Below are 26654 nucleotides of genomic sequence, written 5' to 3' on the forward strand. Positions count from 1 at the left end.
GGTTCATTAGGAGTTTCACGATGGAAATGCTGAAGTTTGGTAAGTTTGCTGCTCTGGCTCTGGCTCTGTCCGTAGCCGTTGGTTGCTCGTCTAAAGGCGGCGACAATGCCGGTGAAGGCGCAGCTGTTGATCCAAACGCTGGTTACGGCGCTAACACTGGTGCAGTTGACGGCTCCCTGAGCGAAGAAGCTGCTCTGCGCGCTATCACCACTTTCTACTTCGAATACGACAGTTCGGACCTGAAACCAGAAGCCATGCGCGCTCTGGACGTTCACGCGAAGGACCTGAAAGCTAACGGCGCTCGCGTTGTTCTGGAAGGTAACACTGACGAACGTGGTACTCGTGAGTACAACATGGCACTGGGCGAGCGTCGTGCGAAAGCCGTTCAGCGCTACCTGGTACTGCAAGGTGTTGCTCCAGGCCAACTGGAACTGGTTTCCTACGGTAAAGAGCGTCCAGTTGCTACTGGCCACGACGAGCAGTCCTGGGCTCAAAACCGTCGCGTCGAACTGCGTAAGTAATTCGTCATGCGAACGTGCCGTCGTGCTCTAACTGTATTGGCTCTCAGCCTCGCCCCGCTTGCGGTGTGGGCTGCGGTTCCTGTGGAAGATAGCAACTCTGGCTATAACAATAGCGGGAGCAGTTATCCGCCAGCGGGTTATGGCACGAATGGCGCCTATGCTGGGGGGGCGGCTACGTCCGCTCCCTCGGCACAGGGCGAACTGTTCAACCAGCTGCAACGCATGCAGGATCAATTGGCGCAGCAACAAGGCACCATTGAAGTTCTGCAAAATGAGGTGCGTCAGCTGAAGCAGGAAGGCCTGGAGCGTTACCAGGATCTTGATCGACGTATAGGAGCCGGTGTTACACCTGCCGCTACTCCTGATAATTCTTCTGCCGGTGGCGCGCCCAGCGCGGCTATCGGTGGTGCAGCAGCAGGGGCCGCCGCTGCGAGCCAAGCCCCTGCCGCCAGCAGTGAACCGGGTGATCCGGCGAAGGAAAAGCTGTATTACGATGCAGCCTTCGACCTGATCAAGGCCAAGGATTTCGATAAGGCCAGCAAAGCCTTTACCGCCTTCCTGGGCCGCTACCCAAACAGCCAGTACGCGGGCAACGCCCAATACTGGTTGGGCGAGGTGAATCTGGCAAAGGGTGATCTGCAGGGGGCGGGCCAGGCATTTGCCAAGGTCAGCCAGCTGTACCCCAAGCACGCCAAGGTGCCCGACTCGCTGTATAAACTCGCTGACGTAGAACGCCGCCTGGGTCATACCGACAAGGTCAAAGGCATTCTGCAGCAGGTCGTAGCCCAATATCCGGGTACCTCCGCTGCACAGTTGGCCCAACGGGATCTGCAACGCTTGTAAGCGATGCAGCCGTTTAGAAGAAACCCGCGCCTGGCGCGGGTTTTTTCGTTAGAATCCACGCCCTTTTATGACACACGCTTCCTGGGGCCTACGCGTTGGCGGGGTTCCTTGAAGTGCCTGACGGAGGCGGACAGCCTGTTTAGCTGTTACGCCCGTGGCGACTATGCAAGACACATTACGCATCACCGAAGTTTTTTACTCGTTACAGGGTGAAACGCGAACCGCTGGCCTGCCCACGGTTTTTGTGCGCCTGACCGGTTGCCCCTTGCGTTGCCAATACTGTGACAGCGCCTACGCCTTCAGTGGCGGCACTGTGCGCACCCTCGAAGACATCCTGGAGCAGGTTGCCGGCTACCGGCCCCGCTACGTCTGTGTAACGGGTGGCGAGCCCCTGGCCCAGCCCAACGCCATCCCCTTGCTCAAACAGCTGTGTGATGCCGGTTACGAGGTCTCCCTGGAAACCAGTGGGGCCCTGGATATTTCCGCTGTAGACCCGCGTGTCAGCCGAGTGGTTGACCTCAAGACGCCGGGCTCCAAGGAAGTGCACCGCAACCGCTACGAGAACATCGAACTGCTGACGCCCAACGATCAGGTCAAGTTCGTGATTTGTTCCCGTGAAGACTACGACTGGGCCAATTCCAAGCTGATCCAGTACGGCCTTGACCGCCGTGCCGGTGAGGTATTGTTCTCTCCCAGCCACCACGACCTGAACGCGCGCGATCTGGCCGACTGGGTGGTTGCCGATAACCTGCCCGTACGCCTGCAATTGCAGCTGCATAAATACCTGTGGAACGACGAACCGGGGCGCTGAGATGACTGATCAAAAGCGCGCGGTCATCCTGCTGTCAGGTGGCCTCGATTCCGCAACGCTAGTGGCCATGGTTCGCGCCGAAGGTTACAGCTGTTACACCATGAGCTTCGACTACGGTCAGCGCCACCGCGCCGAGCTGGATGCAGCCGCCCGTGTGGCCCGAGACTTGGGCGTGGTCGAACACAAGGTGATTGGCCTGAACCTCGACGGCATGGGTGGCTCGGCCTTGACCGACAGCACTATCGACGTCCCAGAGGCCCCCACCCAAGGCATCCCGGTTACCTACGTACCGGCACGCAACACCGTGTTCCTGTCCCTGGCCCTGGGCTGGGCGGAGGTTCTGAGTGCCCGTGACATCTTCATCGGGGTTAACGCGCTTGATTACAACGGCTACCCGGACTGCCGCCCCGAATACGTCGAGTCGTTCGAGCGTATGGCCAATTTGGCGACAAAAGCCGGGGTAGAAGGGCAGGGTTTCCGGATCCAGGCACCGCTGCAAAACCTGAGCAAGGCCGCTATCGTGAAGGCTGGCGTAGGACTCGGTGTCGATTACTCGCTGACAGTTTCCTGCTATCAGGCAGACGATGACGGCCGTGCCTGTGGGAAATGCGACAGCTGCCGGCTGCGTGCAGAGGGCTTCCAAATGGCCGGAATTACGGACCCGACGCGTTATTTCTGATTTATTTCAAATAAGGTGTTGAATAATCCTTAGAAATCAGTATTATACGCGCCACCACACAGCGGGTCGTTAGCTCAGTTGGTAGAGCAGTTGGCTTTTAACCAATTGGTCGTAGGTTCGAATCCCACACGACCCACCATTTTTGGCGGTTTAGAAAATCCGGAAGGCCCACGCAAGTGAGGATTTCCGGGTTTTTTTTTGCCTGCGATTTGGTGCTTACCTGCCGGTGCGCAATGCACCCAAGCTATACCAGCATTTGGCAAACCTCCCTGTTGACTCTCCTGTTACGGGCACACCCTATCCTGCCCGCTCGACTTTTCAGGATGAAGTGATGATGAGCAAGCGAGTACTGGTGATTCTGGGGCACCCCTCAACCGACAGTTTCTGTGGGGCATTGACCGACACCTATGTGAAGGCGGCCACAGAGGCCGGGCACGATGTGCGTCTGTTACGCCTGGATGCACTGCGGTTTGATCCAGTGCTGCACGATGGCTACAAACAGGTTCAGTTGCTGGAGCCCGATCTGCTCAAGGCCCAGGCCGATATCACGTGGGCTGAGCACCTGGCGTTTGTCTATCCCATCTGGTGGGGCGGAATTCCGGCCCTGATGAAAGGCTTCTTCGATCGAATATTCCTTCCCGGATTTGCCTTCAAGTATCGCGAAGGCAAAGCCTTTCCCGACAAGCTTTTGAAGGGGCGCACGGCCCACCTGCTGGTCACGATGGATACCCCGCCGTGGTACTACAAGTGGGTCTACCGCATGCCGGGCCTGCACCAGGTGCGCAAGACCACCCTGGAGTTCTGCGGCATCAAACCATTGAAGACCCTCACGTTCGGGCCAATCCTCGGTTCCGACGCCTCCCTGCGCGAAGCCTGGCTCAAGCAAGCCCAGGCTATCGCTGGTCGCTGACACCCCGATTGCCCGGCATCGCCTTGCAGCAGGCGATGTCGGCTTCATCCCTGCGATACATTGCCTTTTGACACCTTCGAGTTTCCGACCCCGCAGACATGTGTGAAGATGCGGCGCGCCAAAGTGCTCTCCCCACTCTTGTGCCAAAAAAGGACTTTTCATGTATATCGGCAAAGCCGCTCAGCTATCGGGTACTACCGTCAAGACGATCCGCCACTATGAAGACATTGGCTTGCTGCCGCCGCCCGTGCGCGAAGGTAAGTATCGGGTTTATAACCAGCAATGCGTTGAGCTGTTGACGTTCATCAAGTGTGCTCAGCAGCTGGGTTTCAAGCTTAAGGAAATGCAGGCGATTCTTCAGGACCACCGGGGCCTGGAGCTGCCGTGGGATTTGGCCAACCAGGCCATTGCCGATAAAAAGCTCGAGCTGAAAGCCCAGATCGAAGGGCTGCAAAACATCTACGACGGTCTTGAGCAGTTCGAAAGCAACCTCAAGGACGCCCTGTACCAATGCCAGTTTGAGCCTCTTTCCAAAACGGTCTGAACGAACTTGCTGCATGAACTCTGCCCGCTGACGGCTATGTGCTTGAGGTGATTTCTGAAGGCGGGGGAGACCCAAGGTACCATTGCGGTTTTTAATCGACAGGCGCACGCGTCAAAGCCAGATTAGGCTTTTGAAACCATTGGATATTCTGTAGCCTTGCGCAGCTTCACCTTTACCCGTGCTTGATGAACACAATCACTTCGTCCGGCGGCGCCCGAAGGGCTCCAGAGCCGGTGGTACACTCGACTTTCGCGCTACTGCGCCTGCAGGTCTTGCGAACATGACGCACATTTCCGAACGCCTACTGGTTCAAGCCCACCTCGACGCCAAGCAGCCCAAGGCCCTCAGCGCCGAGGAAGAGGCGAGCCTGCGTGCCGCCATCGCTGCCGAGCTCAAGGCTCAGGACGCGGTGCTGGTTGCCCACTTCTATTGCGATCCGGTGATCCAGGCCCTGGCCGAAGAAACCGGCGGCTGTGTCTCCGACTCCCTGGAAATGGCCCGCTTCGGCGCAGCCCACCCGGCCAAGACCGTACTGGTCGCCGGTGTACGTTTCATGGGCGAGACCGCCAAAATTCTCACCCCCGAAAAACGCATCCTCATGCCGACCCTGGAAGCCACCTGCTCCCTGGACCTGGGGTGTCCGGTGGATGAGTTTTCGGCGTTCTGCGACCAGCATCCCGAGCGCACCGTGGTGGTGTATGCCAACACTTCGGCGGCGGTCAAGGCCCGGGCCGATTGGGTGGTGACCTCCAGCTGCGCGCTGGAAATCGTCGAAAGCCTGATGGACAACGGCGAGACCATCATCTGGGGCCCGGACAAGCACCTGGGTACCTACATCCAGCGCCAGACCGGCGCCGACATGCTGCTGTGGGACGGTGCGTGCATCGTCCACGAGGAGTTCAAGTCCAAGCAGTTGGAAGACATGAAGGCGCTGTACCCGGACGCAGCGATCCTGGTGCACCCTGAATCGCCGACCTCGGTGATCGAACTGGCCGACGCGGTGGGCTCCACCAGCCAGTTGATTGCGGCGGCACAGCGGCTGCCGAACAAGACCTTCATCGTGGCGACCGACCGCGGCATCTTCTACAAGATGCAGCAGCTGTGCCCGGACAAGGTCTTCGTCGAAGCGCCCACGGCCGGTAACGGTGCTGCGTGCCGCAGTTGCGCGCACTGCCCGTGGATGGCGATGAATACGCTGGAGCGCACGCTGCAGTGCCTGCGTGAGGGCAGTAACGAGATCTTCGTCGAGCCGTCGGTGATTCCTCACGCCGTGCGACCGCTCAAGCGCATGCTGGATTTCACCCAGGCTGCGCGCCTGAAGCTGGCGGGTAACGCCTGAATCGAGGCGAGCTCGGTTAAACATGTGGGAGGGGGCAAGCCCCCGCCCACATTTTGATTTCGTTCAGGCAGCGGGTTATTTCTTTTGCTTCGGGATGCGCACCAACTGCGTATCCGAGTAGATGTCATGCCAGCTGCGTTTGTGCTTGTCGAACAACGACCAGACAAACCCCAGCCCCACGCATAACCACGACGCAATCGACACCACAAAGCGCAACAGCGCCTGCCACAGGCTGATCCGCGAGCCGTCGGCGTTTTGCACGCGCACGCCCCAGACCTGCATGCCCAGGGTTTGCCCGGAATGGGTCCAGAACTTGGCAAAGAAACCAAACAGCACAAAGAACAGAATCGTCGACAGCAGCGGGTCACCGTCCAGTGCGCCAGATTCGGTGAGGGTGCGCATCCTGGCTTCGCCCACGAACGCGATCCACACCAGCTTGTAGATAAACGCGGTGACGATCAGCAGCGCGGTGCACAACAGGAAGTCATAGAACATCGCTGCCAGGCGACGGCCCAGGCCAACGGCGGGGAACTCGCCTTGGGGACTCAGCAAGGGTTTGGACATGGCAGGGCTCTCAGAGGAAAAAAATCATTTTACGGAATAGCGCCCATAAAAAAGCCCCTGATGTCATGTCAGGGGCTTTTTGTCGCAGGAAGGATCAGCCTTCTGCTTGTACTTCGTCAGCCTGCATGCCTTTCTGGCCTTGAACTGCAACGAAGGTGACCTTCTGGCCTTCCTTCAGGCTTTTGAAGCCGTTGCCTTGAATAGCGCGGAAATGCACGAACAGATCCGGACCGCTTTCTGGAGTGATAAAACCAAACCCTTTCTCGTCGTTAAACCACTTGACGGTACCGCTCTGACGATCAGCCATTTTCTTATTTCCTTGACGCTAAAAATTAATGACAGCCCCTTTCACATGAAAGAGTACTGGGCTGGGTTGCAGGAAAGTAAGAGACGTCGAACGGGTTGTAGCACAACTACTTCAGCTACTGCCCAGGTCCAGGTTCCAAGCGACCCATGCAAACACAGTGGGCAAACTCTACGCCAACTAATGGAGAAAAAACAAGCCCTGGCAAAAGCCCAGGTTTTGCTCGGCTTCATGACACTTCGTTGAATAATGTGGAACCGACTTATTCGATAGAATGGGTCACTTGTTATAGGTTAATTCCTATAATAATGCCTATCGTTGCTGCACTGTTTTATGGCGGTTGCGTTACAGATTAGTGCACGTTAACGCAACCGCGTTACTTATAGGAACATTCAATCAGCCACGGTAGTAACGTTGCGGTACAAATGGCATTTTGCTTACACGAAGTGGCACTTTTTTCCCACGCACCAACGCAGAGACTTCGGTGTCCAGTGCGGTGAATGCGCTGTCCAGGTAACCCATGGCCAGTGGGCCACCCAGGCTCGGGCCAAAGCCACCGCTGCACACGCTGCCGATCACGCTGCCGTGGGCATCGACGATCTCTGCGCCTTCACGTACGGGTGTGCGTTCCTGGGGCAGCAGGCCTACGCGCTTGCGGCTTACACCGGTTTGCTGCTGGGTGAAGATGCGGTCGGCACCCGGGAAGCCACCGGCACGCGCACCGTCGGTGCGTCGGGCCTTGGAGATTGCCCACAGGAGGCTGGCTTCGATCGGGGTGGTCTCGGTGTTCATGTCGTGGCCGTACAGGCACAGACCGGCCTCCAGGCGCAGCGAGTCACGGGCGCCCAGGCCGATGGCCTGCACTTCGTCCTCGGCCAGCAGGCTGCGCGCCAGGCTTTCGGCGCTGGCGGCAGGCACGGAGATTTCAAAACCGTCTTCACCGGTGTAGCCCGAGCGGCTGACGTAGCAGTCCACGCCCAGCAGGCGCACCGGGGCGAATTGCATGAAGGTCATCCGGGTGACTTCCGGGGCCAGGCGCGCCAATACCTTCACTGCGGCCGGGCCTTGCAGGGCCAGCAGCGCGCGTTCTTCGAACAGCGGCTCGATGCGGCACTGCTCGCCGATATGCTGGCGCAGGTGCGCCAGGTCCTGGTCCTTGCAGGCCGCGTTGACTACCAGGAACAGTTCGTCGTTACCCAGGTTCGCCACCATCAGGTCGTCGAGGATGCCCCCCTGTTCATTGGTGAACATGGCGTAGCGCTGCATGCCGACCGGCAGGTCGATGATGTCGACCGGTACCAGGGTTTCCAGGGCCTTGGCGGCATTGGCGCCGGTCAGGCGGATCTGGCCCATGTGGGACACGTCGAACAGCCCGGCCTGTTCACGGGTGTGCAGGTGTTCCTTCATCACGCCCAGTGGGTATTGCACCGGCATGTCGTAGCCGGCGAAGGGCACCATGCGTGCACCCAGCTCGAGGTGCAGGGCGTGCAATGGGGTTTTCAACAGGGTTTCGGTGGACATGTTCAGCTCCTGAAAAACGTGCCGGCGCGCCTTTAGGCGTCAGCACTCGATAATGTTGACCGCTAAACCGCCACGGGCGGTTTCCTTGTATTTGCTTTTCATGTCGGCGCCGGTCTGGCGCATGGTGCGGATGACCTTGTCCAGCGAGACGAAGTGTTGCCCGTCGCCACGCAAGGCCATGCGCACCGCATTGATGGCCTTCACCGAGCCCATGGCATTGCGCTCGATGCAGGGCACCTGCACCAGCCCGCCAATCGGGTCGCAGGTCAGGCCGAGGTTGTGTTCCATGCCGATCTCGGCGGCGTTTTCCACCTGGGAAACCGTACCGCCCAATACTTCGCACAACGCGCCAGCGGCCATGGAGCAGGCCACGCCGACTTCACCCTGGCAACCGACTTCGGCCCCGGAGATCGACGCGTTTTCCTTGTACAGAATCCCGATGGCGGCGGCGGTGAGCAGAAAGCGCACCACGCCGTCTTCATTCGCGCCGGGGATAAAGCGCATGTAGTAATGCAGCACCGCCGGCACAATCCCGGCCGCGCCGTTGGTGGGCGCCGTGACCACGCGCCCGCCGTTGGCGTTTTCTTCGTTGACGGCCAGGGCGTACAGGTTGACCCAGTCCAGCACCGACAACGGGTCGCGCAGGGCCGACTCCGGGTTCTTGCACAACTGGCGATGCAAGGCGGCGGCACGACGCTTGACCTTCAGGCCGCCGGGCAAGATGCCTTCGTTGCGACAGCCGGCTGCCACGCAGTCCTGCATCACCTGCCAGATCTTCAACAGGCCGGCACGGGTTTCCGCTTCCGGGCGCCAGGCACTTTCATTGGTCAGCATCACCTGGCTGATGGACAGACCGTAGGTGGTGCAATGGCCGAGCAAGTCCTTGGCATGCTTGAACGGGAACGTCAGTGGGGTGGCGTCTTCGACGATCCGGTCCGCACCGGCGGCGTCTTCATCCACCACAAAACCGCCGCCCACCGAGTAGTACTCGCGGCTGCGGATCTGGATACCCGCCGCATCAAAGGCACGAAAAATCATGCCGTTGGGGTGGTAGGCCAGGGGTTTGCGAATCATCGCCAGGTGTTCTTTCTCGTTGAACGCAATGCTGTGTTCGCCGAGCAGGTTCAAGCGACCGTCGCCGCGCATCTGCGCCAGGCGTGCGGCCACGGTTTCGGTGTTCACGGTGTCCGGGTGTTCGCCTTCCAGGCCCAGCAGCACGGCCTTGTCGCTGCCGTGGCCTTTGCCGGTGGCGCCGAGGGAGCCATAGAGTTCCACCTTGATGCCGGTGGTGGCGCTCAGCAGGTTGTCACGCTTGAGGCCCTCGACGAACCGAGCGGCCGCACGCATGGGGCCGACGGTGTGGGAACTGGAGGGGCCGATGCCAATCTTGAACAGGTCGAACACGCTTAAAGACATGAGTTGTTCTCCGGTTTCTTGTTATAGGAGCAGCGACAAGCTCCAAGCCACAAGCTGCAAGAAAGAGCCATTCGGCTTTTAACTTGCAGCTTGTAGCTTGCCGCTTACAACTGCTTTAGGCATAAAGCTCGATCGACGGGCACGCACACACCAGGTTGCGATCACCAAACACGTTGTCGACCCGGCCAACCGGTGGCCAGTACTTGCCTTCGATCAACGAAGCGACCGGGTACACCGCTTGTTCACGGCTGTATGGGTGGCTCCATTCGCCAACCAGTTCCGCCGCGGTATGCGGTGCGTTTTTCAGCGGGTTGTCGTCCTTGTCCAGGGTGCCGTTTTCCACCGCGCGGATTTCTTCGCGGATGGCGATCATCGCGTCGCAGAAGCGGTCCAGTTCTTCCTTGGACTCGCTTTCGGTCGGCTCGATCATCAGCGTACCCGCCACCGGGAACGACATGGTCGGGGCGTGGAAGCCAAAGTCGATCAGGCGCTTGGCCACGTCATCCACGCTGATGCCGCTGCTGTCCTTCAGCGGGCGCAGGTCGAGGATGCATTCGTGCGCCACCAGGCCGTTGCTGCCGGTGTACAGCACGGGGTAGTGCTCTTCGAGCCGACGGGAAATGTAGTTGGCATTCAGGATCGCCAGCTGCGACGCGCGCTTGAGGCCTGCGCCGCCCATCATGCTGATGTACATCCAGGTGATCGGCAGGATGCTTGCACTGCCGAACGGTGCCGCACACACCGCGCCTTCCTTGCGCGCCATGGCCGCGTGGCCGGGCAGGAAGGGCGTGAGGTGGGACTTGACGCCAATCGGGCCAACGCCCGGGCCGCCACCGCCGTGGGGGATGCAGAAGGTCTTGTGCAAATTCAGGTGGGACACGTCGCCGCCGAACTTACCCGGTGCGCACAGGCCAACCATCGCGTTCATGTTGGCGCCGTCGATGTACACCTGGCCGCCGTTGTCGTGGATGATCCCGCAGATTTCGCGGATACCTTCTTCGAACACGCCGTGGGTGGACGGGTAGGTAATCATCAGCGCGGCGAGGTGCTCACGGTGCTCGATGGCCTTGGCGCGCAGGTCTTCGATGTCGACGTTGCCACGGGCGTCGCAGGCGGTAACCACCACACGCATGCCGGCCATGTTGGCGGTGGCCGGGTTGGTGCCGTGGGCCGACGATGGGATCAGGCAGATGTCGCGACGTGCTTCGCCACGGCTCTGGTGATAGGCACGGATGGCCAACAGGCCGGCGTACTCGCCCTGGGAACCGGCGTTCGGCTGCAGGGAGATCGCGTCATACCCGGTTGCCGCGCAGAGCATGGCCTCCAGGTCGGAGGTCAGTTGCAGGTAGCCGGCGCTTTGCTCGGCCGGGGCGAACGGGTGCAGGGCACCGAACTCGGCCCAGGTCACCGGGATCATTTCACTGGCGGCGTTGAGCTTCATGGTGCACGAGCCCAGCGGGATCATGGTGCGGTCCAGGGCCAGGTCCTTGTCCGCCAGCTTGCGCAGGTAGCGCATCAGCTCGGTTTCCGAGTGATAACGGTTGAACACCGGATGGCTGAGGATCGGTGACTGGCGCAGCAATGCGTCGGGCAGGCGGCTGTCCACCGTGGCGTTGACGTCCGGCAGGGCTTTGCCATTGGCAAAGATCGTCCACAGGGTTTCGATATCGCCTTGGGTGGTGGTTTCGTCGACCGAAAGGCCAACCCGCTCGGCGTCCACCACGCGCAGGTTGATGCGCTGGGCGCGGGCCTTGTCGTGCAGCGCAGCGGTGTCGGCGCCGGTGTGCAGGGTCAGGGTGTCGAAGAAGTGTGCCTGCTCGACCTTGAGGCCCAGGGCGGTCAAGCCCTTGGCGAGCATCGCGGTCAGCTGGTGAATGCGCTTGGCGATCTGGGTCAGGCCCTTGGGCCCGTGGTACACGGCATACATGCTGGCGATGTTGGCGAGCAGCACTTGCGCGGTGCAGATGTTGCTGGTGGCTTTCTCGCGGCGGATATGTTGCTCGCGGGTCTGCATGGCCAGGCGCAGGGCCGGCTTGCCGAAGCGGTCTACCGACACACCGACCAGACGCCCCGGCATGTCGCGCTTGAACGCATCCTTGGTGGAGAAGTACGCCGCGTGCGGGCCACCGAAGCCCAGCGGCACGCCGAAGCGTTGCGCGCTGCCGATTGCCACATCGGCGCCGAACTCACCCGGCGGGGCCAGCAGGGTCAGGGCCAACAGATCGGCAGCCACGGCCACCAGGGCGTTGGCGGTATGGAAACGCTCGGTCAGCGCGCGGTAGTCGAACACGTCACCGTTGCTGGCCGGGTATTGCAGCAGGGCGCCGAAGAACCGGCTGACATCGGTCAGTTCGCGCTCATCGCCGACCACCACGTCGATGCCCAGCGGCTCGGCACGGGTGCGCAGTACGTCGAGGGTTTGCGGGTGGCTGTGGACCGAGGCGAAGAAGGCGTTGCTGCCCTTGTTCTTGCTCAGGCGCTTGCAGAAGGTCATGGCTTCGGCGGCGGCGGTGGCTTCATCGAGCAGCGAGGCGTTGGCGATCGGCAGGCCGGTGAGGTCGCTGATCAGGGTCTGGAAGTTCAGCAGCGCTTCCAGGCGGCCTTGGGAAATTTCTGGCTGGTAGGGGGTGTAGGCGGTGTACCAGGCCGGGTTTTCCAGGAGGTTGCGCAGGATCGGCGACGGCGTATGGCAGTTGTAGTAGCCCTGGCCGATGTAGGTCTTGAACAGTTGGTTCTGGCTGGCAATGGCCTTGATCCTGGCCAGGGCCTCGGCTTCGCCCAGGCCGTCTTCCAGGCCGAGCACGCTGGTGCCCTTGATGCTTTCCGGGATCACGCTGGCGCTCAGGGCTTCCAGGGAATCGAAGCCCAGGCTGGCGAGCATCTGCTGCTCATCTTCCTGGCGCGGGCCGATGTGGCGGGCGATGAACTCATTGGCGGTGCTGAGATTGATGGTCATGGCGCGCTCCTCAGGCTTCGGCGTTGGCTTTGATCAGGCGGTCGTACGCGTCCTGATCCAACAGTTTAGCTACCGCACCGGCATCGGCCGGTTTAAAGCGGAAGAACCAGCCTTCGCCCAGCGGGTCTTCGTTGACCAGTTCCGGGCTGCCATCGAGCTTGGCGTTCACTTCCAGCACTTCACCGTCCAACGGCATGTACACGCCGCTGGCGGCCTTGACCGATTCTACGGTGGACGCTTCAGCGCCCTTGTCGTAGGCCTGCAACTCCGGCAGTTGCACGAACACCACATCACCGAGCGCGTTCTGTGCGAAAGCGGTGATACCCACGGTGACGCTGCCGTCAGCTTCGGCGCGCAGCCATTCGTGATCTTCAGTGAAACGCAACTCGCTCATGGAAACTCCTCAGGGCCAGATTCGTCTGGTGGACGGGATTGGAATAATGGGGAGTTGCTTAGCAATATCGCGGCCAATGTGATTAATCCTTTATTAATCAATGGCTTGTTAAAAACGGTTATAACGATAGCGCCTTTGTGTGTAGCGATTTCGCTACACTCCGGCCGTCGAAAAAAAGCCTATGTGGATCAAAGCCTTGCATGGCGCGCAAATAACAAGGTTGTAGCGATATCGTTCCACTGTAGCGCTTTCAGTACGCATGGACGTCGTTTTTCGCGATTTATCTACCGTCTGGGAGGCCGGCCGGCGTTTTACCGTTCGCGCACTTCGTCATCAGGATGCGCCCCATGAGTGCTTCAAAGGTTATTCCCCCGGAGATTTTCCAGGCGCGGACGTCTCGCGACTATTTATCCAAGGTCTTCGCCCGGCGCCTGGGCCTGGGCCGAGTGGCCCGCGCAATGATCCAGGAATGGATCGGGCAGTGGTTTGCCGGTTCCGGCCTGCAGGCCGGTAACAGCTGGATCGGTGTGATCCAGCCAACCTCGACCGGCCGCCGCCACATGCCGCTTATGACCTTGAGCGACGCACTGATCAAGCGCTGCATGAAGGGTGACGCGCTGAACTACACGCCAGGCCATCATGTGCTGTTGGTGCAGTCTGCACCGCAAGTGTTCGAACCGGCGAGCGGTGCTATCACCGTGGACGATATCGAGTGGATGCTCAACACCCTGGCGCCCGATGTGCTGGCGGGTTTTGCCGAACGCTTGGTGCAATACTGGAATGCGTGGGTGTCGGACGGTTCGGCCGACAGCCGTTGGCACGCGGTCAGCAGCCAGTTACGTGCATGCCTGCTCACGGCGCGGCAGAACCCGCCATTGACGCCGGAGCAGGCGCGGCTGCTGCTGGGGCTGGGCGATGAGCAGGCACAGCAGCTTTGGGGGTATCGGGCGGATCGAGAGGCCTTGGGTGACGCCGATGCGCTGCATATCTATCAAGTCTATGCGGCCCAGGCCGGGGACCCGGGCGAATGGCTGCCGCTGTTGGTCTTGCAGCGTCGAGTCCAGGGGCAACAGGTCACCCTCGTCTATATCCCGGTGATGAACCTGTTGCAGCTCGAGTCCCTGGACGCCTTGGGTGACCTGCTGCCGCGCTATATGAGCCGTTACCGGCCAGGGGCGCCGCTGCAATGGGTACTGCGCGAGCCTGATGGCGATGTGTTCGATGCGTTGGCCCAGGCCTTGCTCGAACGCCAACTTCGCGATGTGCGGCGGGTTGACTGGTCGGCACTGCCCGACATCGGCAGCTATGAACAGCTGTTCACCACGCTCACCTCGCCACTGGCCTGGTTCGACCCGGACGCTCTCGAACAACCTCATGAAGAACAGCTGCCGCTCTGGTTGCAGCGGGCCAGCAGCGCGGATCGCCTGGCTTACGGGCAGTGGCTGGAGCGCCTGGCGCAGCTGCAGCGCAGTACTGGCGGTGCAACGTTCCTCGATGGCCTCGAGCCGATCGATGTGTATGCGCGCAAGGCGCTGCAACGGCAAATGCGCCTGGACCATCCAGCGCAAGCCCCCATCAACCCGGACGACTGCCTCCTGACCTTTGAGCGCACCCAGGGCGGCACGGTTGGCTGGACGCAACGGACTCCCCGGACCTTGACCCAGTGGTCGCTGGAAAACCCCTTCGCCACTGCCTATGCCAGTGTGCACATCAGCCACCAGGTCACGCCAGGTAACGTGCCGCGCTGGGTCACGCCGGCCTATCTCAAGGGGCTGATCGAACGGGTGGACGTGGGCAAGCACTATCCGCCGTTGCTGGAGCACGCACTGATCACCGACCCGACGCAGTCTGCACGGCGGCGTCGCTTGTTTGTCGCTCAGATGGCGCTGCAACTGCCGATGCGCGCCCTTGAAAACAGCCTGCGCCAACGCAACGGCTTTACCCGCTCCGGTGCTCGGGTGGTGCATGCGCTGCTGCGGGAAGATCCGCGCCAGCGTGTGGTCGACGGTGAGGTGATCGTCGCCCGGCCCCTGGCGTTCCTGGCCCATGCAGGCGGGCTGGCCCATCAAGCGCACAACCTGTTTGTCATCGGTCCCCGCGACAACAGCACGCTGCCGCATATTCTCTACCGGCCGGATCAAACCGACGCGATGCTGCAACAATTCCCCAGCCGCCAGGCGTTGCTCGACGCGATCGCAACGGTGGGCAGCGATCTTCAACGCGTGGTGCTGCAGCGTTTACCGCAGGACAGCCGTGCCCTGTTTGCCAACGGCGGTTTTCTGCGTCCCCATGTCCAGCGTGTGCTGCAGGGCGATGAGTTCGACGTGCTGCCCGCATCGAGCCCGGCGTTGCTGAGTGACGAACCGGTGCGTGGCGAGTTCCTTGAGAGCGTCTTCGATGAAAACGCCCGAGACCTGTGGCAGCGCGCCGTCAAGCAGTCGGTTTCCAACGAGGCGCTGCGTTGGACCCTGTTCAAGAATGATCTGTGGCAAGTGTTCAATGCGCTTTTGCCGATGGTCAGGGGGCCGGTGGCGGTGGCGGGCTGGTTGTCCCAGACCTTCAGGACATTCGAGGCGGTGCTGGCGCTGCCGGTCGAGACGAGCCGCGAAGATTCCGCCAATGCCTTCGCCGAGCTGATCGGCAGCGTGGCCGGCCTGCTGATGAGCCCGGTGGTCACGCTGGATCAACGGCTGCGCTTGAGTTCGGGCGGTGCCCAGGCCCCTGACTTGATCCCGGCCAGCCACACGCGCCACTCGGCGTCGACGTTTGCCTGGCAGCGTTCGTTCGCCGACGTCACGGCAATGGATTTTTCCTGGGCCAACTCAAGGTCCAGGCTTACGACCCAACAGCGTGCCCAGCTCGAGACCTTCCAATGGTCACCCAGGCAGGGCGAACGCTGGCCCGACTCGCCGACACTGGCCTCGGCGGCCAGCCCGGTGCGTGGTCGGGTGCTGGTCCAGCGCGACGGCAGCGCGGCCCGTCACGAGCAGTACACCTTGATAGACAGCAAAGTCTATGGCGTGAGGGCGGTCAGGGATGGCTGGCGGGTCGTCGATCTGCGGCAACCCCAGCGTCTCGGCCCGTGGCTGGACAAGGATGCCCATGGGGTATGGAAAGTCGACCTGGGCCTGCGCCTGGTTGGCGGGCAGCCAAAGAGCACGGTGGCCCAGCGGCGTGCCCACATCGAGCGGCAAAAGCTTGAGCTTGAGCACGAATACAGCGCGGCAAGCAGCGAATTGCAGAGCCTCGAGTGTGTCGTGACCGCGGCCGAAGACCTGTGTGAGAAAGCGCACCTGACCACCGAGGCGGCCTTCACCGAGCAGCACCGGCGCGATGCCCGGGCGCGCTACCTGCGCGAGTTGGAAAAAAAGGCCGATGCGCAACAGAAAAAACTCAATGTGCTGATGCGCAGAAACGCCAACAAGCCCGTGGACGGCTTTGAACGGGAACAGTGCCTGCAGTTGGAAGATATCGTGCTGAACATGCGCCGGCAGATGTTTGTGCTGACCTTCAGTCGCCGCGAGGAGCAGCTTTCCGAAGCGCATCTCGCGCAACTGTCGGAGCGGGTGGCGGGGGAGGACGCGACCGCGGCCCAGGCGGTGATCGGGACCTTGACCGAAGAGAGCCGCAGGATCGGCGAGTTTCACGACAAGATGGTCAACCTGAGCTTCTGGGAGCGGGTCAATTACGAGCGGTTGCTCAGCATTCCTGCCTACAAGTCCTACATCGGTGAGTTGCAACCGTCCTCATACGGGCTGCCATTGGACTGGCGGACCGTGCAGTTGCAGGTGCTCAAGGAGCAGCTGTGGCGCCGGCTGCCCCTGCCTGAAGAACAGGATGACTACAGTCGGATCGACGCGGCCATGGATGAGGCGATCCAGTCGGCCCAGTCCCAGAAAACCATCGATGAGCCAGGCGTGCTGAGTGTGCAACAGCGCATCGACGGCACCCGGGCGGTGCTGCACGAATACGCGAAAACCCTGGCGCTCCTGGATGAATACCGTGCCGCCGCGCCGGAATTGATCCATGGGGATGCCGAGGTGCCGGTGCAAGCCACAATCCTCAGCCTGGAACAGGAGTCGAGAATCGCCCTGGCAAAGCTGCTGCGTGAGCACGAGCGCAACCCTCAGCCTGGCCGGGTACGCCCCCTTGAAGCCGATCAACGGCTGATCCGCGATTCGAAAAAGCGCTATCAATTGGGGCGGGTTCGCGCCCGCACGCCGGAAGCGACCGAAGACATCGTTGATGTCATCAACCCGATTGACCAGGCCGTGGTGGTCAGCCTGCATCAGCAGCCGGGCTCGGATGCGTTTGAAGCGATCACACCGGCTGGCGCCTGGATGCCGCGGCCGACGCGTTCCCTGGAAAACCTCAAGGCCGACGCGCGCCGCTTGTTGGCCAGGGCACCGCTGGTGCTGCAGCAGGCCCGCGACGAAGCGCGCACTGCCACGCTGCCGGCCAGCGTCGAAGCCCGGTTGACGCGGCAGTCTGAGGGCATCAAGGCGGTTGCCGAAAAGATCCGCAAGGCGCTGCCGTCAACGCCGGATACCGCGGCCCAGGCGCTGCTCGATGAGCTGGAACAGGCCGCCAGCTACTCTCTGGAGCAGGGGCGAGGGTTACGCATCGAGATGATCAAGCGCTTGCCGCCCGATGAGGATGGGATTGCCTGGCTCCAGGCCCGGGACCAGGTGCAGATACTGCGCATCGAGGGGCGTATTGCGCTCAAACGGGTGGATGATTTCCTGCAGGAGTATGTGGTCAAGGACAGGCAGGGCAAAGTCCTGGCTTATGCGCACTTTCATTACTCATCGCCCACGGACCCCGATTTACCCTACAACGCCGGCCATCTGAAAAGGCCGGAGCAGCGCTTCATGAGTTTTCGCAGCCTGCTCGACAAAACCGACAACGAGGCCATCGCGATCTACTATTCGCGCATCAGCCCGCCCATGGCCACGCAACTGTTTTTCAGCGCCACCGGCGTTATCAAGCATCGTGGCCGGCGTGCGTTCTGGTGAGGCAGGCGCTCAGGGTTTTGCGGGAATGCCGTACTTGCGCAAGCGGTGGGCGATGGCGGTGTGTGAGGTTTGCAGGCGGCTGGCCAACTGCCGGGTCGAGGGGTAACTGACGTAGAGTTTCTCCAGCAGGCTGCGCTCGAAGTCCTCGACGGCCTGTTCCAGGCTATCGACTTCGCCGTCGTTCTGGCGGGCCACGGAGGTGCCGGCGATGTCCAGGTCACCGATGTCCACCAGGCTGCTTTCGCAGATGGCGGCGGCGCGGAAGATCACGTTCTGCAACTGGCGCACATTGCCCGGCCAGCGGTTGCCCAACAGCGCCGGATAGGTGCCGGGCGCCAGGCGGCACACCGGGCGCTGGATCTGCGCACAGGCCTGTTGCATGAAGTAGCGGGCCAACAGCAGGATGTCCTGGCCGCGCTCACGCAGGGGCGGCACTTCGACGTTGAGCACGTTGAGGCGGTAGAACAGGTCTTCGCGGAAGGTACCTTCGCTGACCATTTTTTCCAGGTCGCGGTGGGTGGCGCTGAGGATGCGCACATTGACCTTCACTTCGCGGTCGCCGCCGACCCGGCGGAAGCTGCCGTCGTTGAGAAAACGCAGCAGCTTGGCTTGCAAATAGGGCGACATTTCGCCGATTTCATCGAGAAACACCGTGCCCTGGTTGGCCAGCTCCATCAGCCCCGGCTTGCCGCCGCGTTGGGCGCCGGTAAAGGCGCCGGGGGCGTAGCCGAACAATTCACTTTCGGCGAGATTCTCCGGCAGCGCCGCGCAGTTCAGCGCCAAAAACGGCGCACTGTGGCGCGCGCTGATGGCATGGCAGGCCCGCGCCACCAACTCCTTGCCGGTGCCGGTTTCGCCCTGGATCAACAGCGGCGCATCGAGCGCGGCCACCCGTTGTGCGCGTGCCTTGAGGGTGCGGATCACCGGGGATTCGCCCAGCAGCGCATCAAAGCCTTCGGCATGATCGTGGTGCAGCGCCGACAGTTGTTCGCCGATGCGGTTGGGTTGGTACAGGGTGAGCAGGGCGCCGGCATCGGTGATCGGCGTGGCGTCGAGCAAAAGCGTCTGGCCGTTGACGCTGATTTCACGCAAGGGCAGGCGAAAGCCGTTTTCCAGCAAGGTGTCCAGCAAGGCCGAGTCATTGAACAGCTCGGCGATACTTTCCCCGGCCGGTTCGCGACCGTACAGCGCGATCAGCGCCGGGTTGGCCAGCAGGATCTTGCCCGCGCTGTCCAGGGCCAGCACCGGGTCGGTCATGGCCGCCAGCAGGGCGTCGAGTTGCAGGTGGCGGCGTTGGCCGGGAAGGATGTCCACCACCGTCACCGCTTGTACGCCGTGCACGCTGAACAGCGCGTCACGCAGCTCTTCGAGCACGTCGGCGCTGAGGGTCGGCGCATCGATATAGACGTTGGGCGGCACCATTTCCACCGCATCCAGGTTGAGATTGCGCCCACCGAGCAAGGCCAGGACTTCCTGGGTAATGCCGACGCGGTCGATGAAGCTGACGTGGATACGCATGGGGCGCTAACAATTCTGGGGAGCGAGAGGCGGCAAGTATGCCTTGGCGCGGATGGAGATCCAAATGTGGGAGGGCGGTGCGACGATTCGACTTGCCGCCGATAGCAGGGTGTCAGTCAGCTTATTTTCATCTGACACACCGCTATCGGGAGCAAGTCGAATCGTCGCACCGCCCCTCCCACATTTTGAACAATGTTGTGTCAGTGCAACCGGTTTACTCCAAGTGTTCAGGTTTGATCGGGTCCCCGGATTTCACATCCAGTTGATGCCGTACATCCTCGAACATCAGGTCGTACTGTTTGTGCATCGAGCCATTGAGCACTGCCATTTTCGGCATCCCATACTTCTGCGCGATGTTCATCGCATGCCGGGCAAAGTCGAATGCCTGGTCCTTGGGCAAGAAGAACTCTTCCTTGAGGTCCTTGCCCTGCACCGAGCCGTGCAGCTTGAACAGCATGCCCTTGCCTTCCTTTGGGTCCTGGCTGACTTCGTAGTCGATACACAGGTTGTAGCTGTAGTCGTCCTTGTTCAGTGCGTGACGTTCGACGTGCAGGTGACCGGGTTCAAAGGTGGCCATAGGCGTATCTCCTCTACTTCACAGATAGGTGATGCCAGGTGTCGCCGTGCTGATGCGTGTGCCGGCGCAGCCCTGGACGATGGCTTCGATGTCGGAGAGTGAACCGATCACCGCGGTTTTGCCAGTCTGGCGGGCGAACTCGCAGGCGGCTTGCACCTTGGGGCCCATGGAACCGGCGGCGAAGCCGAGTTTTTCCATGTCGTCGGGGTGGGCCTGGCCGATGGCTTTCTGGGTCGGCTTGCCGAAGTCGATAAAAGCGGCGTTGACGTCGGTGGCGATCACCAGCAAATCGGCGTCCAGTTGCGTGGCCAGCAACGAGGAGCACAGGTCTTTGTCGATCACGGCTTCGATGCCTTTGAGCTTGCCGTCTTCACCGTACAGGGTCGGGATACCGCCACCACCGGCGCAGATCACGATGGCGCTTTTTTCCAGCAGCCACTTGATCGGGCGAATCTCGAAAATACGTTTGGGCCGTGGGCTGGCCACGACGCGGCGATATTTATCGCCATCCGGGGCGATGGCCCAGCCTTTCTCGGCGGCGAGTTTTTCCGCTTCGGCCTTGGAGTACACCGGGCCGATGGGCTTGGTCGGGTTCTGGAAGGCAGGGTCCTTGGGGTCCACTTCCACCTGGGTGAGCAGGGTGGCGAACGGCACTTCGAAGTCCAGCAGGTTGCCCAGTTCCTGTTCGATGATGTAGCCGATCATGCCTTCGGTCTCGGCACCGAGCACGTCCAGCGGGTACGGCGAAACGCTGGTGTAGGCCGCCGCCTGCAACGACAGCAGGCCGACCTGCGGGCCATTGCCGTGGGCGATGACCAGTTCGTTGCCGGCATGGATCTTGGCGATCTGTTCGGTGGCGATGCGGATATTGGCGCGTTGGTTGTCTGCGGTCATGGGTTCACCACGGCGCAGGAGGGCGTTGCCGCCCAGGGCTACGACGATGCGCATATTGCAATCCTTCTAGAGCTCGTAATCCTTTGTAGGAGCGAGCTTGCTCGCGAAGGAGGTCAACGATAACGCGCCCATCCTGAATGAACGCGGTGCCCTTGAATTTTTCGCGAGCAAGCTCGCTCCTACAGTGGGATCGCAGCAGGGTTTAGATATCCGCGAGTGCCGACACCAGGATCGCCTTGATGGTGTGCATGCGGTTTTCCGCCTGCTCAAAGGCGATGTTGGCCGGTGACTCGAAGACTTCCTCGGTCACTTCCACACCATTGGCCAGGTTCGGATAACGTGCGGCGATGTCCTTGCCGACCTTGGTTTCGCTGTTGTGGAACGCCGGCAGGCAGTGCATGAATTTCACCCGAGGGTTGCCCGAGGCTTTCATCATCTTGGCGTTGACCTGGTACGGCAGCAGTTGCTCGATGCGTTCGTCCCACGCTTCCACCGGCTCACCCATGGACACCCAGATATCGGTGTGGATGAAGTCCACGCCTTTGACGGCTTCTTTCGGGTCTTCGGTGATGGTAATGCGTGCGCCGCTTTCCTCGGCGAAGGCCTGGCACTGTTTGATGAAGTCTTCATGGGGCCACAGGGCTTTCGGCGCGCCGATGCGCACGTCCATGCCGAGCTTGGCGCCGATCATCAGCAGCGAGTTACCCATGTTGTAGCGCGCGTCGCCGAGGTAGGCGTAGCTGATGTCATGCAGCGGCTTGTCGCTGTGTTCGCGCATGGTCAGGGTGTCGGCGATCATTTGGGTCGGGTGGAATTCGGCGGTGAGGCCGTTGAACACCGGCACGCCGGCGAACTTGGCCAGTTCTTCGACGATTTCCTGCTCGAAGCCACGGTATTCAATGGCGTCGAACATGCGACCGAGTACGCGGGCGGTGTCTTTCATGCTTTCTTTGTGGCCGATCTGCGATGACACCGGGTCGATATAGGTGACGTGGGCACCCTGGTCGTGGGCCGCCACTTCGAAGGCGCAACGGGTGCGGGTCGAGGTTTTTTCGAAGATCAGCGCGATGTTCTTGCCTTGCAGGTGCGGACGCTCGGTGCCGGTGTATTTGGCGCGCTTGAGGTCGCGGGACAGGTCCAGCAGGTAATTCAGTTCGCGGGTGGTGTGGTGCATCAGCGACAGTAGGCTGCGGTTGCGCATATTGAAAGCCATGATGGAATCTCCTTAGTAATCGATAGGGTCGCGGATGATCGGGCAGGTCATGCAGTGGCCGCCGCCACGGCCACGGCCGAGTTCACCGGCGCTGATGGTGATGACTTCCACGCCGGCCTTGCGCAGCAGGGTGTTGGTATAGGTGTTGCGGTCGTAGCCGATCACTACGCCAGGCTCCACGGCCACCACGTTGTTGCCGTCGTCCCACTGCTCGCGTTCGGCGGCGAAGCTGTTGCCGCCGGTCTCGACCACGCGCAGGGCCTTGAGGTTGAGCGCTGCGGCCACGGTCTCGAGGAAGTTGGTTTTCTCCCGCTGAATGTCGATGCCGTGGGGTTTGCTTTCGTCAGGGCGCAGGGTGAAGGGCACGATCTGGTTGACCACTTCGGGGAAGATGGTCACCAGGTCGCGGTCGCAGAAGCTGAACACGGTGTCCAGGTGCATCGCCGCGCGGGACTTCGGCAGACCGGCAACGATCACCCGTTCCACCGCTTTGTTCTTGAACAGGTTGCGCGCCAGTTGGCCGATGGCCTGGTGGGACGAACGCTCGCCCATGCCGATCAACACCACGCCATTGCCAATCGGCATGACGTCACCGCCTTCCAGCGTGGCGGCACCGTGTTCCTGGTCGGGGTCGCCGTACCAGATCTGGAAGTCCGCGTTGGTGAACTCGGGGTGGAATTTGTAGATGGCGCTCGCCAGCAGGGTTTCCTGGCGTCGCGCCGGCCAGTACATCGGGTTGAGCGTCACGCCGCCGTAGATCCAGCAGGTGGTGTCGCGGGTGAACTGGGTGTTGGGCAGCGGCGGCAGGATAAAACTGGCGTGGCCGAGGAAGTCGCGGAACATCTCGATGGTCTTGCCACCGAAGCTGCTCGGCAGGTCATCGGCCGACACGCCACCGATCAGGAACTCGGCGATCTTGCGCGGCTCAAGGCTGCGCAGCCAGGAGCTGACTTCCTCGACCAGGCCCAGGCCCACGGTGTTGGAAGTGATCTTGCGTTCCAGGATCCAGTCCAGGGCTTCGGGGTTGGCAACGATATCGGTCAGCAGGTTGTGCATTTCCAGCACATCGATGTCCCGTTCGCGCATCTTGGTCACGAAGTCGAAATGGTCGCGCTTGGCCTGGGCTACCCAGAGCACGTCATCGAACAGCAGTTCATCGCAGTTGTTAGGGGTCAGCCGCTGGTGGGCCAAGCCTGGGGAGCACACCATGACTTTGCGCAGTTTGCCGGCTTCGGAATGTACGCCGTACTTCACTTTTTCCGTGGTCATTACAGATCCTCCAGTGAACGTCAGTTACAGAGTCAGGAAGCCGTCGTAGAGGCCATAGGCAGCCACCAGGGCGCCAATGACGACTGCGGCGAAAATCAGCTTCTCGACGTTGGTGAAAATCGGTTTGCCCAGTTCATGCTTGGCCTTGGCGAACAGGATCGCGCCGGGGGCATAGAGCAGGGCGGACAACAGCAGGTACTTGGTACCGCCGGCATAGAGCAGCCAGACCGCGTAGATCAGTGCGATCGCGCCGATAAACAGGTCCTTCCTGCGCTCCTTGAGGGCGTTTTCGTAGGTTTCGCCGCGTACCGCCAGCAGCAGCGCATAGGCCGCCGACCACAGGTAAGGCACCAGGATCATCGAGGTGGCGAGGTAGATCAGCGACAGGTAGGTACTGGCGGAAAACAGCGTGATCACCAGGAATATCTGGACCATGGCGTTGGTCAGCCACAGGGCGTTGGCCGGCACATGGTTGGCGTTTTCCTTGCGCAGGAACTCCGGCATGGTGTGGTCCTTGGCGGCGGCGAACATGATCTCCGCACACAGCAGCACCCACGACAGCAGCGCCCCCAGCAACGAGATGATCAAGCCGACGCTGATCAGCACCGCACCCCAGTGGCCCACCACATGTTCCAGCACGGCGGCCATCGACGGGTTCTGCAGCTTGGCCAATTCCGGTTGGGTCATGATGCCCAGGGACAGCACGTTCACCAGCATCAGGAACAGCAGCACGGTGATAAAGCCGATCACGGTGGCCTTGCCGACGTCGCTGCGTTTTTCAGCACGGGCCGAGAAGATGCTCGCGCCTTCGATACCGATGAACACCCACACGGTGACCAGCATCATGTTGCGCACCTGGTTCATCACGCTGCCCAGGTCCGGGTTCTTCACGCCCCAGATGTCAGCGGTGAAGATGTCCAGCTTGAAGGCGAACACGGCGATCAACACGAACAGCACCAGCGGCACCACCTTGGCGACGGTGGTCACCAGGTTGATGAACGCCGCTTCCTTTATCCCGCGCAGCACCAGAAAGTGCACGGCCCACAGCAAGACCGACGCGCCAATCACCGCCGCAGGCGTATTGCCTTCGCCAAAGATCGGGAAGAAGTAACCGAGGGTGCTGAACAGGAGGACGAAGTAACCGACGTTGCCCAGCCAGGCGCTGATCCAGTAACCCCAGGCCGACGAAAAGCCCATGTAGTCACCGAAGCCGGCCTTGGCGTAGGCGTAGACGCCGCCGTCCAGGTCAGGTTTGCGATTGGCCAGGGTCTGGAAGACAAATGCCAGGGTCAGCATGCCCACGGCGGTAATTACCCAACCGATCAATACCGCGCCAACATCGGCACTGGCGGCCATGTTTTGCGGCAGAGAGAAGATCCCGCCGCCAATCATTGAGCCGACCACAAGTGCAACCAGTGCACCCAATCGAAGTTTTCCGGGAGATTCAGACATCGCATAACTCCAATGCAGGAGAAGAGAGACCACAGAATAATTCCGTGCGCTAATCAAACAGCTGACTCAGATCACTTCATTGGCACATTCCATTGTGAATTAATGACTTAGACTGGAAAGTCGTGGGCAATAGTTTTCCGCGCAAAGGCGCTTTCCAGAGCGATCTCTGCGGTTTGGTCAATCATTTAGTGCTGCGTATGGACGTTTGAAACTAGCCCGTTTTCCTGAATGTGCAAACTTTTCGCAATGGCGACAATAAAGAGCTTGGAAGCGACAAAGTATTCGGCGTATTTAAAATGTAAATAAGCCTAAACTATGCAAATTGTCATGCCGCTGAGTTATGAGCGTGGCGGTTTTATCGCTGTCTTTAATAAACGCTACACTCGCTGAGTTAATTAGTTGAGTGCATGGTTGTCCGCTCAAATTTTATTCAGGAGTCTGCATGTCTCAACCGGCCCAGAAACTTCGGCTTGGCGCCCTGATTGCCTTGGTGGTGGGCTCGATGATTGGCGGGGGGATCTTCTCGTTGCCGCAGAACATGGCCGCGCGCGCGGAGGTGGGCGCGGTGTTGATCGGTTGGGCGATCACCGCCGTGGGCATGCTGACCCTGGCGTTTGTCTTCCAGACCTTGGCCAATCGCAAGCCGGAACTGGATTCCGGGGTGTACGCCTACGCCAAGGCGGGTTTCGGCGACTACATGGGTTTTTCGTCGGCCTGGGGTTACTGGATCAGCGCGTGGATGGGCAATGTCGGTTATTTCGTGTTGCTGTTCAGCACCCTCGGCTATTTTTTCCCGGTATTCGGCCAAGGCAACACGCCGGTGGCCATCGGCTGCGCATCGTTGCTGCTGTGGGCCGTGCACTTCCTGGTGATGCGCGGGATCAAGGAAGCCGCGTTCATCAACCAGATCACCACCGTGGCCAAGCTGGTGCCGCTGCTGATGTTCGTGGTCATCGCCGCCGTGGCGTTCAAGGCCGATATCTTCACGGCTGACATCTGGGGCCTGGAAAAGCCGCAATTCGGCAGTGTGGTGGACCAGGTGCGCAATATGATGCTGGTCACGGTATTTGTGTTTATCGGCATCGAAGGCGCCAGTGTGTATTCGGCGCGGGCCGAGAAGCGCGCGGACGTGGGGCGGGCCACGGTGATCGGCTTTCTCGGCGTGCTGGCGCTGTTGGTGCTGGTGAATGTGCTGTCCCTGGGCATCATGAGCCAGGCGGAACTGGCCGGCCTGCAAAACCCGTCCCTGGCCGGTGTGCTCGAGCATATCGTCGGGCCCTGGGGCGCGTTGCTGATCAGTATCGGCCTGGCCGTGTCGCTGCTGGGTGCCTTGTTGTCCTGGGCGCTGCTGTGTGCCGAGATCCTCCATGCCACCGCCCATGACAAGACCATGCCGGCCTTCCTGAAAAAGGAAAATGCCAACCAGGTGCCGGTCAACGCTCTGTGGCTGACCAATGTGATGATCCAGGTCTTCCTGGTGATCACGCTGTTTTCCCACAGCACCTACACCACCCTGATCTACCTGGCGTCGTCGATGATCCTCGTGCCTTACCTGTGGTCGGCGGCTTACGCGGTGTTGCTGAGCGGGCGTGGTGAAACCTATGAAGGTGCCCACCGCCATCGCATCAAGGACCTGCTGGTGGGGTTGATCGCCCTGGGTTACGCCGTATGGTTGCTCTACGCCGGGGGCCTTAAATACCTGCTGCTGTCGGCGCTGCTGTATGCGCCGGGCGTGATCCTGTTCGCCCTGGCCAAGCGCGAACAGGGCCAGCCGTTGTTTACCCACGTTGAGAAAGGCATTTTCAGCTGCGTGATCGCCGGTGCAGGGCTGGCGGCGTATGGGTTGTACAGCGGGGTGTTGTCGTTGTGATGGGGTGACGGTACTGGCCTCATCGGGAGCAAGCCCCCTCCCAC

The 26654-nt window shown here is 61.0% G+C and carries 21 protein-coding genes and 1 tRNA gene; 10 read left to right on the plus strand and 12 right to left on the minus strand.

Features of this window, described 5'->3' with window-relative positions:
- Positions 1-20 precede the first annotated feature (20 nt).
- The 8 genes from pal (at position 21) to nadA (ending at position 5647) form a co-directional block, all read left to right on the plus strand.
- The gene (gene pal, locus V3W40_RS24605; RefSeq protein WP_003209827.1) at positions 21-521 is read left to right on the plus strand and encodes a peptidoglycan-associated lipoprotein Pal; all 501 of its coding nucleotides are present in this window, start codon (positions 21-23) and stop codon (positions 519-521) included.
- 6 nt (positions 522-527) lie between these two features.
- The gene (gene ybgF / locus V3W40_RS24610) at positions 528-1364 is read left to right on the plus strand and encodes a tol-pal system protein YbgF (RefSeq protein WP_027605544.1); all 837 of its coding nucleotides are present in this window, start codon (positions 528-530) and stop codon (positions 1362-1364) included.
- A 163-nt stretch (positions 1365-1527) separates the two neighbouring features.
- Positions 1528-2175 carry a 7-carboxy-7-deazaguanine synthase QueE gene (gene queE, locus V3W40_RS24615; RefSeq protein ID WP_027605545.1) on the plus strand — a complete coding sequence of 216 codons (648 nt, stop codon included), beginning with the start codon at positions 1528-1530 and terminating at the stop codon, positions 2173-2175.
- A gap of 1 nt (position 2176) precedes the next feature.
- The gene (gene queC / locus V3W40_RS24620) at positions 2177-2854 is read left to right on the plus strand and encodes a 7-cyano-7-deazaguanine synthase QueC (RefSeq protein WP_065925898.1); all 678 of its coding nucleotides are present in this window, start codon (positions 2177-2179) and stop codon (positions 2852-2854) included.
- 63 nt (positions 2855-2917) lie between these two features.
- Positions 2918-2993 (plus strand) — tRNA-Lys (locus V3W40_RS24625).
- Positions 2994-3185: 192 nt separating this feature from the next.
- Positions 3186-3764, plus strand: a complete 579-nt coding sequence (locus V3W40_RS24630) for an NAD(P)H-dependent oxidoreductase (protein ID WP_141607173.1) — start codon at positions 3186-3188, stop codon at positions 3762-3764.
- 160 nt (positions 3765-3924) lie between these two features.
- Positions 3925-4308 carry a MerR family transcriptional regulator gene (locus V3W40_RS24635; protein WP_092488936.1) on the plus strand — a complete coding sequence of 128 codons (384 nt, stop codon included), beginning with the start codon at positions 3925-3927 and terminating at the stop codon, positions 4306-4308.
- A gap of 280 nt (positions 4309-4588) precedes the next feature.
- Positions 4589-5647 carry a quinolinate synthase NadA gene (nadA, locus tag V3W40_RS24640; protein ID WP_027605549.1) on the plus strand — a complete coding sequence of 353 codons (1059 nt, stop codon included), beginning with the start codon at positions 4589-4591 and terminating at the stop codon, positions 5645-5647.
- A 75-nt stretch (positions 5648-5722) separates the two neighbouring features.
- Here the strand turns inward: nadA and V3W40_RS24645 are convergent, their stop codons facing one another.
- The 6 genes from V3W40_RS24645 to gcvH all read right to left on the minus strand — a co-directional run bounded on the left by V3W40_RS24645 (position 5723) and on the right by gcvH (position 12802).
- Positions 5723-6211, minus strand: coding sequence for an RDD family protein (locus V3W40_RS24645; RefSeq protein WP_065925902.1), 489 nt, complete (start codon positions 6209-6211; stop codon positions 5723-5725).
- 94 nt (positions 6212-6305) lie between these two features.
- On the minus strand, positions 6306-6518 hold the full coding sequence (locus V3W40_RS24650) for a cold-shock protein (RefSeq protein ID WP_014339904.1): 213 nt from the start codon (positions 6516-6518) through the stop codon (positions 6306-6308).
- Positions 6519-6911: 393 nt separating this feature from the next.
- Positions 6912-8036 (minus strand): glycine cleavage system aminomethyltransferase GcvT, encoded by a 1125-nt coding sequence (gene gcvT, locus V3W40_RS24655; RefSeq protein ID WP_330215789.1) that lies wholly within the window; start codon positions 8034-8036, stop codon positions 6912-6914.
- Between the two features lie 39 nt (positions 8037-8075).
- On the minus strand, positions 8076-9452 hold the full coding sequence (locus V3W40_RS24660; protein ID WP_065947880.1) for an L-serine ammonia-lyase: 1377 nt from the start codon (positions 9450-9452) through the stop codon (positions 8076-8078).
- A gap of 115 nt (positions 9453-9567) precedes the next feature.
- Positions 9568-12408: an aminomethyl-transferring glycine dehydrogenase gene (gene gcvP / locus V3W40_RS24665; protein ID WP_330215790.1), complete on the minus strand. Its 2841-nt coding sequence runs from the start codon at positions 12406-12408 to the stop codon at positions 9568-9570.
- Positions 12409-12418: 10 nt separating this feature from the next.
- Positions 12419-12802, minus strand: coding sequence for a glycine cleavage system protein GcvH (gene gcvH / locus V3W40_RS24670; RefSeq protein ID WP_027605554.1), 384 nt, complete (start codon positions 12800-12802; stop codon positions 12419-12421).
- A 347-nt stretch (positions 12803-13149) separates the two neighbouring features.
- Between gcvH and V3W40_RS24675 the strand changes: the two genes are divergently transcribed.
- On the plus strand, positions 13150-17817 hold the full coding sequence (locus V3W40_RS24675; RefSeq protein ID WP_330215791.1) for a hypothetical protein: 4668 nt from the start codon (positions 13150-13152) through the stop codon (positions 17815-17817).
- Positions 17818-17826: 9 nt separating this feature from the next.
- On the opposite strand, the gene V3W40_RS24680 is transcribed toward V3W40_RS24675, so the two are convergent.
- The 6 genes from V3W40_RS24680 to arcD (V3W40_RS24705) form a co-directional block, all read right to left on the minus strand.
- Positions 17827-19335 (minus strand): sigma-54-dependent transcriptional regulator, encoded by a 1509-nt coding sequence (locus V3W40_RS24680; RefSeq protein ID WP_330215792.1) that lies wholly within the window; start codon positions 19333-19335, stop codon positions 17827-17829.
- 214 nt (positions 19336-19549) lie between these two features.
- Positions 19550-19912 (minus strand): DUF5064 family protein, encoded by a 363-nt coding sequence (locus V3W40_RS24685; protein ID WP_065925907.1) that lies wholly within the window; start codon positions 19910-19912, stop codon positions 19550-19552.
- 18 nt (positions 19913-19930) lie between these two features.
- Positions 19931-20860 (minus strand): carbamate kinase, encoded by a 930-nt coding sequence (gene arcC, locus V3W40_RS24690; RefSeq protein ID WP_330215793.1) that lies wholly within the window; start codon positions 20858-20860, stop codon positions 19931-19933.
- Between the two features lie 148 nt (positions 20861-21008).
- Entirely contained in the window at positions 21009-22019 is a 1011-nt protein-coding gene (locus V3W40_RS24695) for an ornithine carbamoyltransferase (protein ID WP_015885593.1), read from the minus strand.
- A 12-nt stretch (positions 22020-22031) separates the two neighbouring features.
- Positions 22032-23288 carry an arginine deiminase gene (gene arcA, locus V3W40_RS24700; RefSeq protein ID WP_027605560.1) on the minus strand — a complete coding sequence of 419 codons (1257 nt, stop codon included), beginning with the start codon at positions 23286-23288 and terminating at the stop codon, positions 22032-22034.
- Between the two features lie 24 nt (positions 23289-23312).
- Complete coding sequence (gene arcD, locus V3W40_RS24705; protein WP_027605561.1) at positions 23313-24740, minus strand: arginine-ornithine antiporter; 1428 nt, start codon at positions 24738-24740, stop codon at positions 23313-23315.
- 442 nt (positions 24741-25182) lie between these two features.
- Between arcD (V3W40_RS24705) and arcD (V3W40_RS24710) the strand changes: the two genes are divergently transcribed.
- Positions 25183-26610: an arginine-ornithine antiporter gene (gene arcD / locus V3W40_RS24710; RefSeq protein WP_330215794.1), complete on the plus strand. Its 1428-nt coding sequence runs from the start codon at positions 25183-25185 to the stop codon at positions 26608-26610.
- Positions 26611-26654: the final 44 nt, after the last annotated feature.

It is taken from the genome of Pseudomonas sp. AM8 (assembly GCF_036346475.1).
GTDB lineage: Bacteria > Pseudomonadota > Gammaproteobacteria > Pseudomonadales > Pseudomonadaceae > Aquipseudomonas > Aquipseudomonas marginalis.

Coding starts and splice junctions, on each gene's coding strand:
- gcvH (WP_027605554.1), bottom strand. CDS start 12,802: ATGAGCGAGTTGCGTTTCACTGAAGATCACGAATGGCTGCGCGCCGAA.
- arcA (WP_027605560.1), bottom strand. CDS start 23,288: ATGACCACGGAAAAAGTGAAGTACGGCGTACATTCCGAAGCCGGCAAA.
- nadA (WP_027605549.1), top strand. CDS start 4,589: ATGACGCACATTTCCGAACGCCTACTGGTTCAAGCCCACCTCGACGCC.
- V3W40_RS24695 (WP_015885593.1), bottom strand. CDS start 22,019: ATGGCTTTCAATATGCGCAACCGCAGCCTACTGTCGCTGATGCACCAC.
- V3W40_RS24660 (WP_065947880.1), bottom strand. CDS start 9,452: ATGTCTTTAAGCGTGTTCGACCTGTTCAAGATTGGCATCGGCCCCTCC.
- V3W40_RS24645 (WP_065925902.1), bottom strand. CDS start 6,211: ATGTCCAAACCCTTGCTGAGTCCCCAAGGCGAGTTCCCCGCCGTTGGC.
- pal (WP_003209827.1), top strand. CDS start 21: ATGGAAATGCTGAAGTTTGGTAAGTTTGCTGCTCTGGCTCTGGCTCTG.
- V3W40_RS24680 (WP_330215792.1), bottom strand. CDS start 19,335: ATGCGTATCCACGTCAGCTTCATCGACCGCGTCGGCATTACCCAGGAA.
- queE (WP_027605545.1), top strand. CDS start 1,528: ATGCAAGACACATTACGCATCACCGAAGTTTTTTACTCGTTACAGGGT.
- V3W40_RS24685 (WP_065925907.1), bottom strand. CDS start 19,912: ATGGCCACCTTTGAACCCGGTCACCTGCACGTCGAACGTCACGCACTG.
- gcvT (WP_330215789.1), bottom strand. CDS start 8,036: ATGTCCACCGAAACCCTGTTGAAAACCCCATTGCACGCCCTGCACCTC.
- V3W40_RS24630 (WP_141607173.1), top strand. CDS start 3,186: ATGATGAGCAAGCGAGTACTGGTGATTCTGGGGCACCCCTCAACCGAC.
- V3W40_RS24635 (WP_092488936.1), top strand. CDS start 3,925: ATGTATATCGGCAAAGCCGCTCAGCTATCGGGTACTACCGTCAAGACG.
- arcC (WP_330215793.1), bottom strand. CDS start 20,860: ATGCGCATCGTCGTAGCCCTGGGCGGCAACGCCCTCCTGCGCCGTGGT.
- V3W40_RS24675 (WP_330215791.1), top strand. CDS start 13,150: ATGAGTGCTTCAAAGGTTATTCCCCCGGAGATTTTCCAGGCGCGGACG.
- V3W40_RS24650 (WP_014339904.1), bottom strand. CDS start 6,518: ATGGCTGATCGTCAGAGCGGTACCGTCAAGTGGTTTAACGACGAGAAA.
- arcD (WP_330215794.1), top strand. CDS start 25,183: ATGTCTCAACCGGCCCAGAAACTTCGGCTTGGCGCCCTGATTGCCTTG.
- queC (WP_065925898.1), top strand. CDS start 2,177: ATGACTGATCAAAAGCGCGCGGTCATCCTGCTGTCAGGTGGCCTCGAT.
- arcD (WP_027605561.1), bottom strand. CDS start 24,740: ATGTCTGAATCTCCCGGAAAACTTCGATTGGGTGCACTGGTTGCACTT.
- gcvP (WP_330215790.1), bottom strand. CDS start 12,408: ATGACCATCAATCTCAGCACCGCCAATGAGTTCATCGCCCGCCACATC.
- ybgF (WP_027605544.1), top strand. CDS start 528: ATGCGAACGTGCCGTCGTGCTCTAACTGTATTGGCTCTCAGCCTCGCC.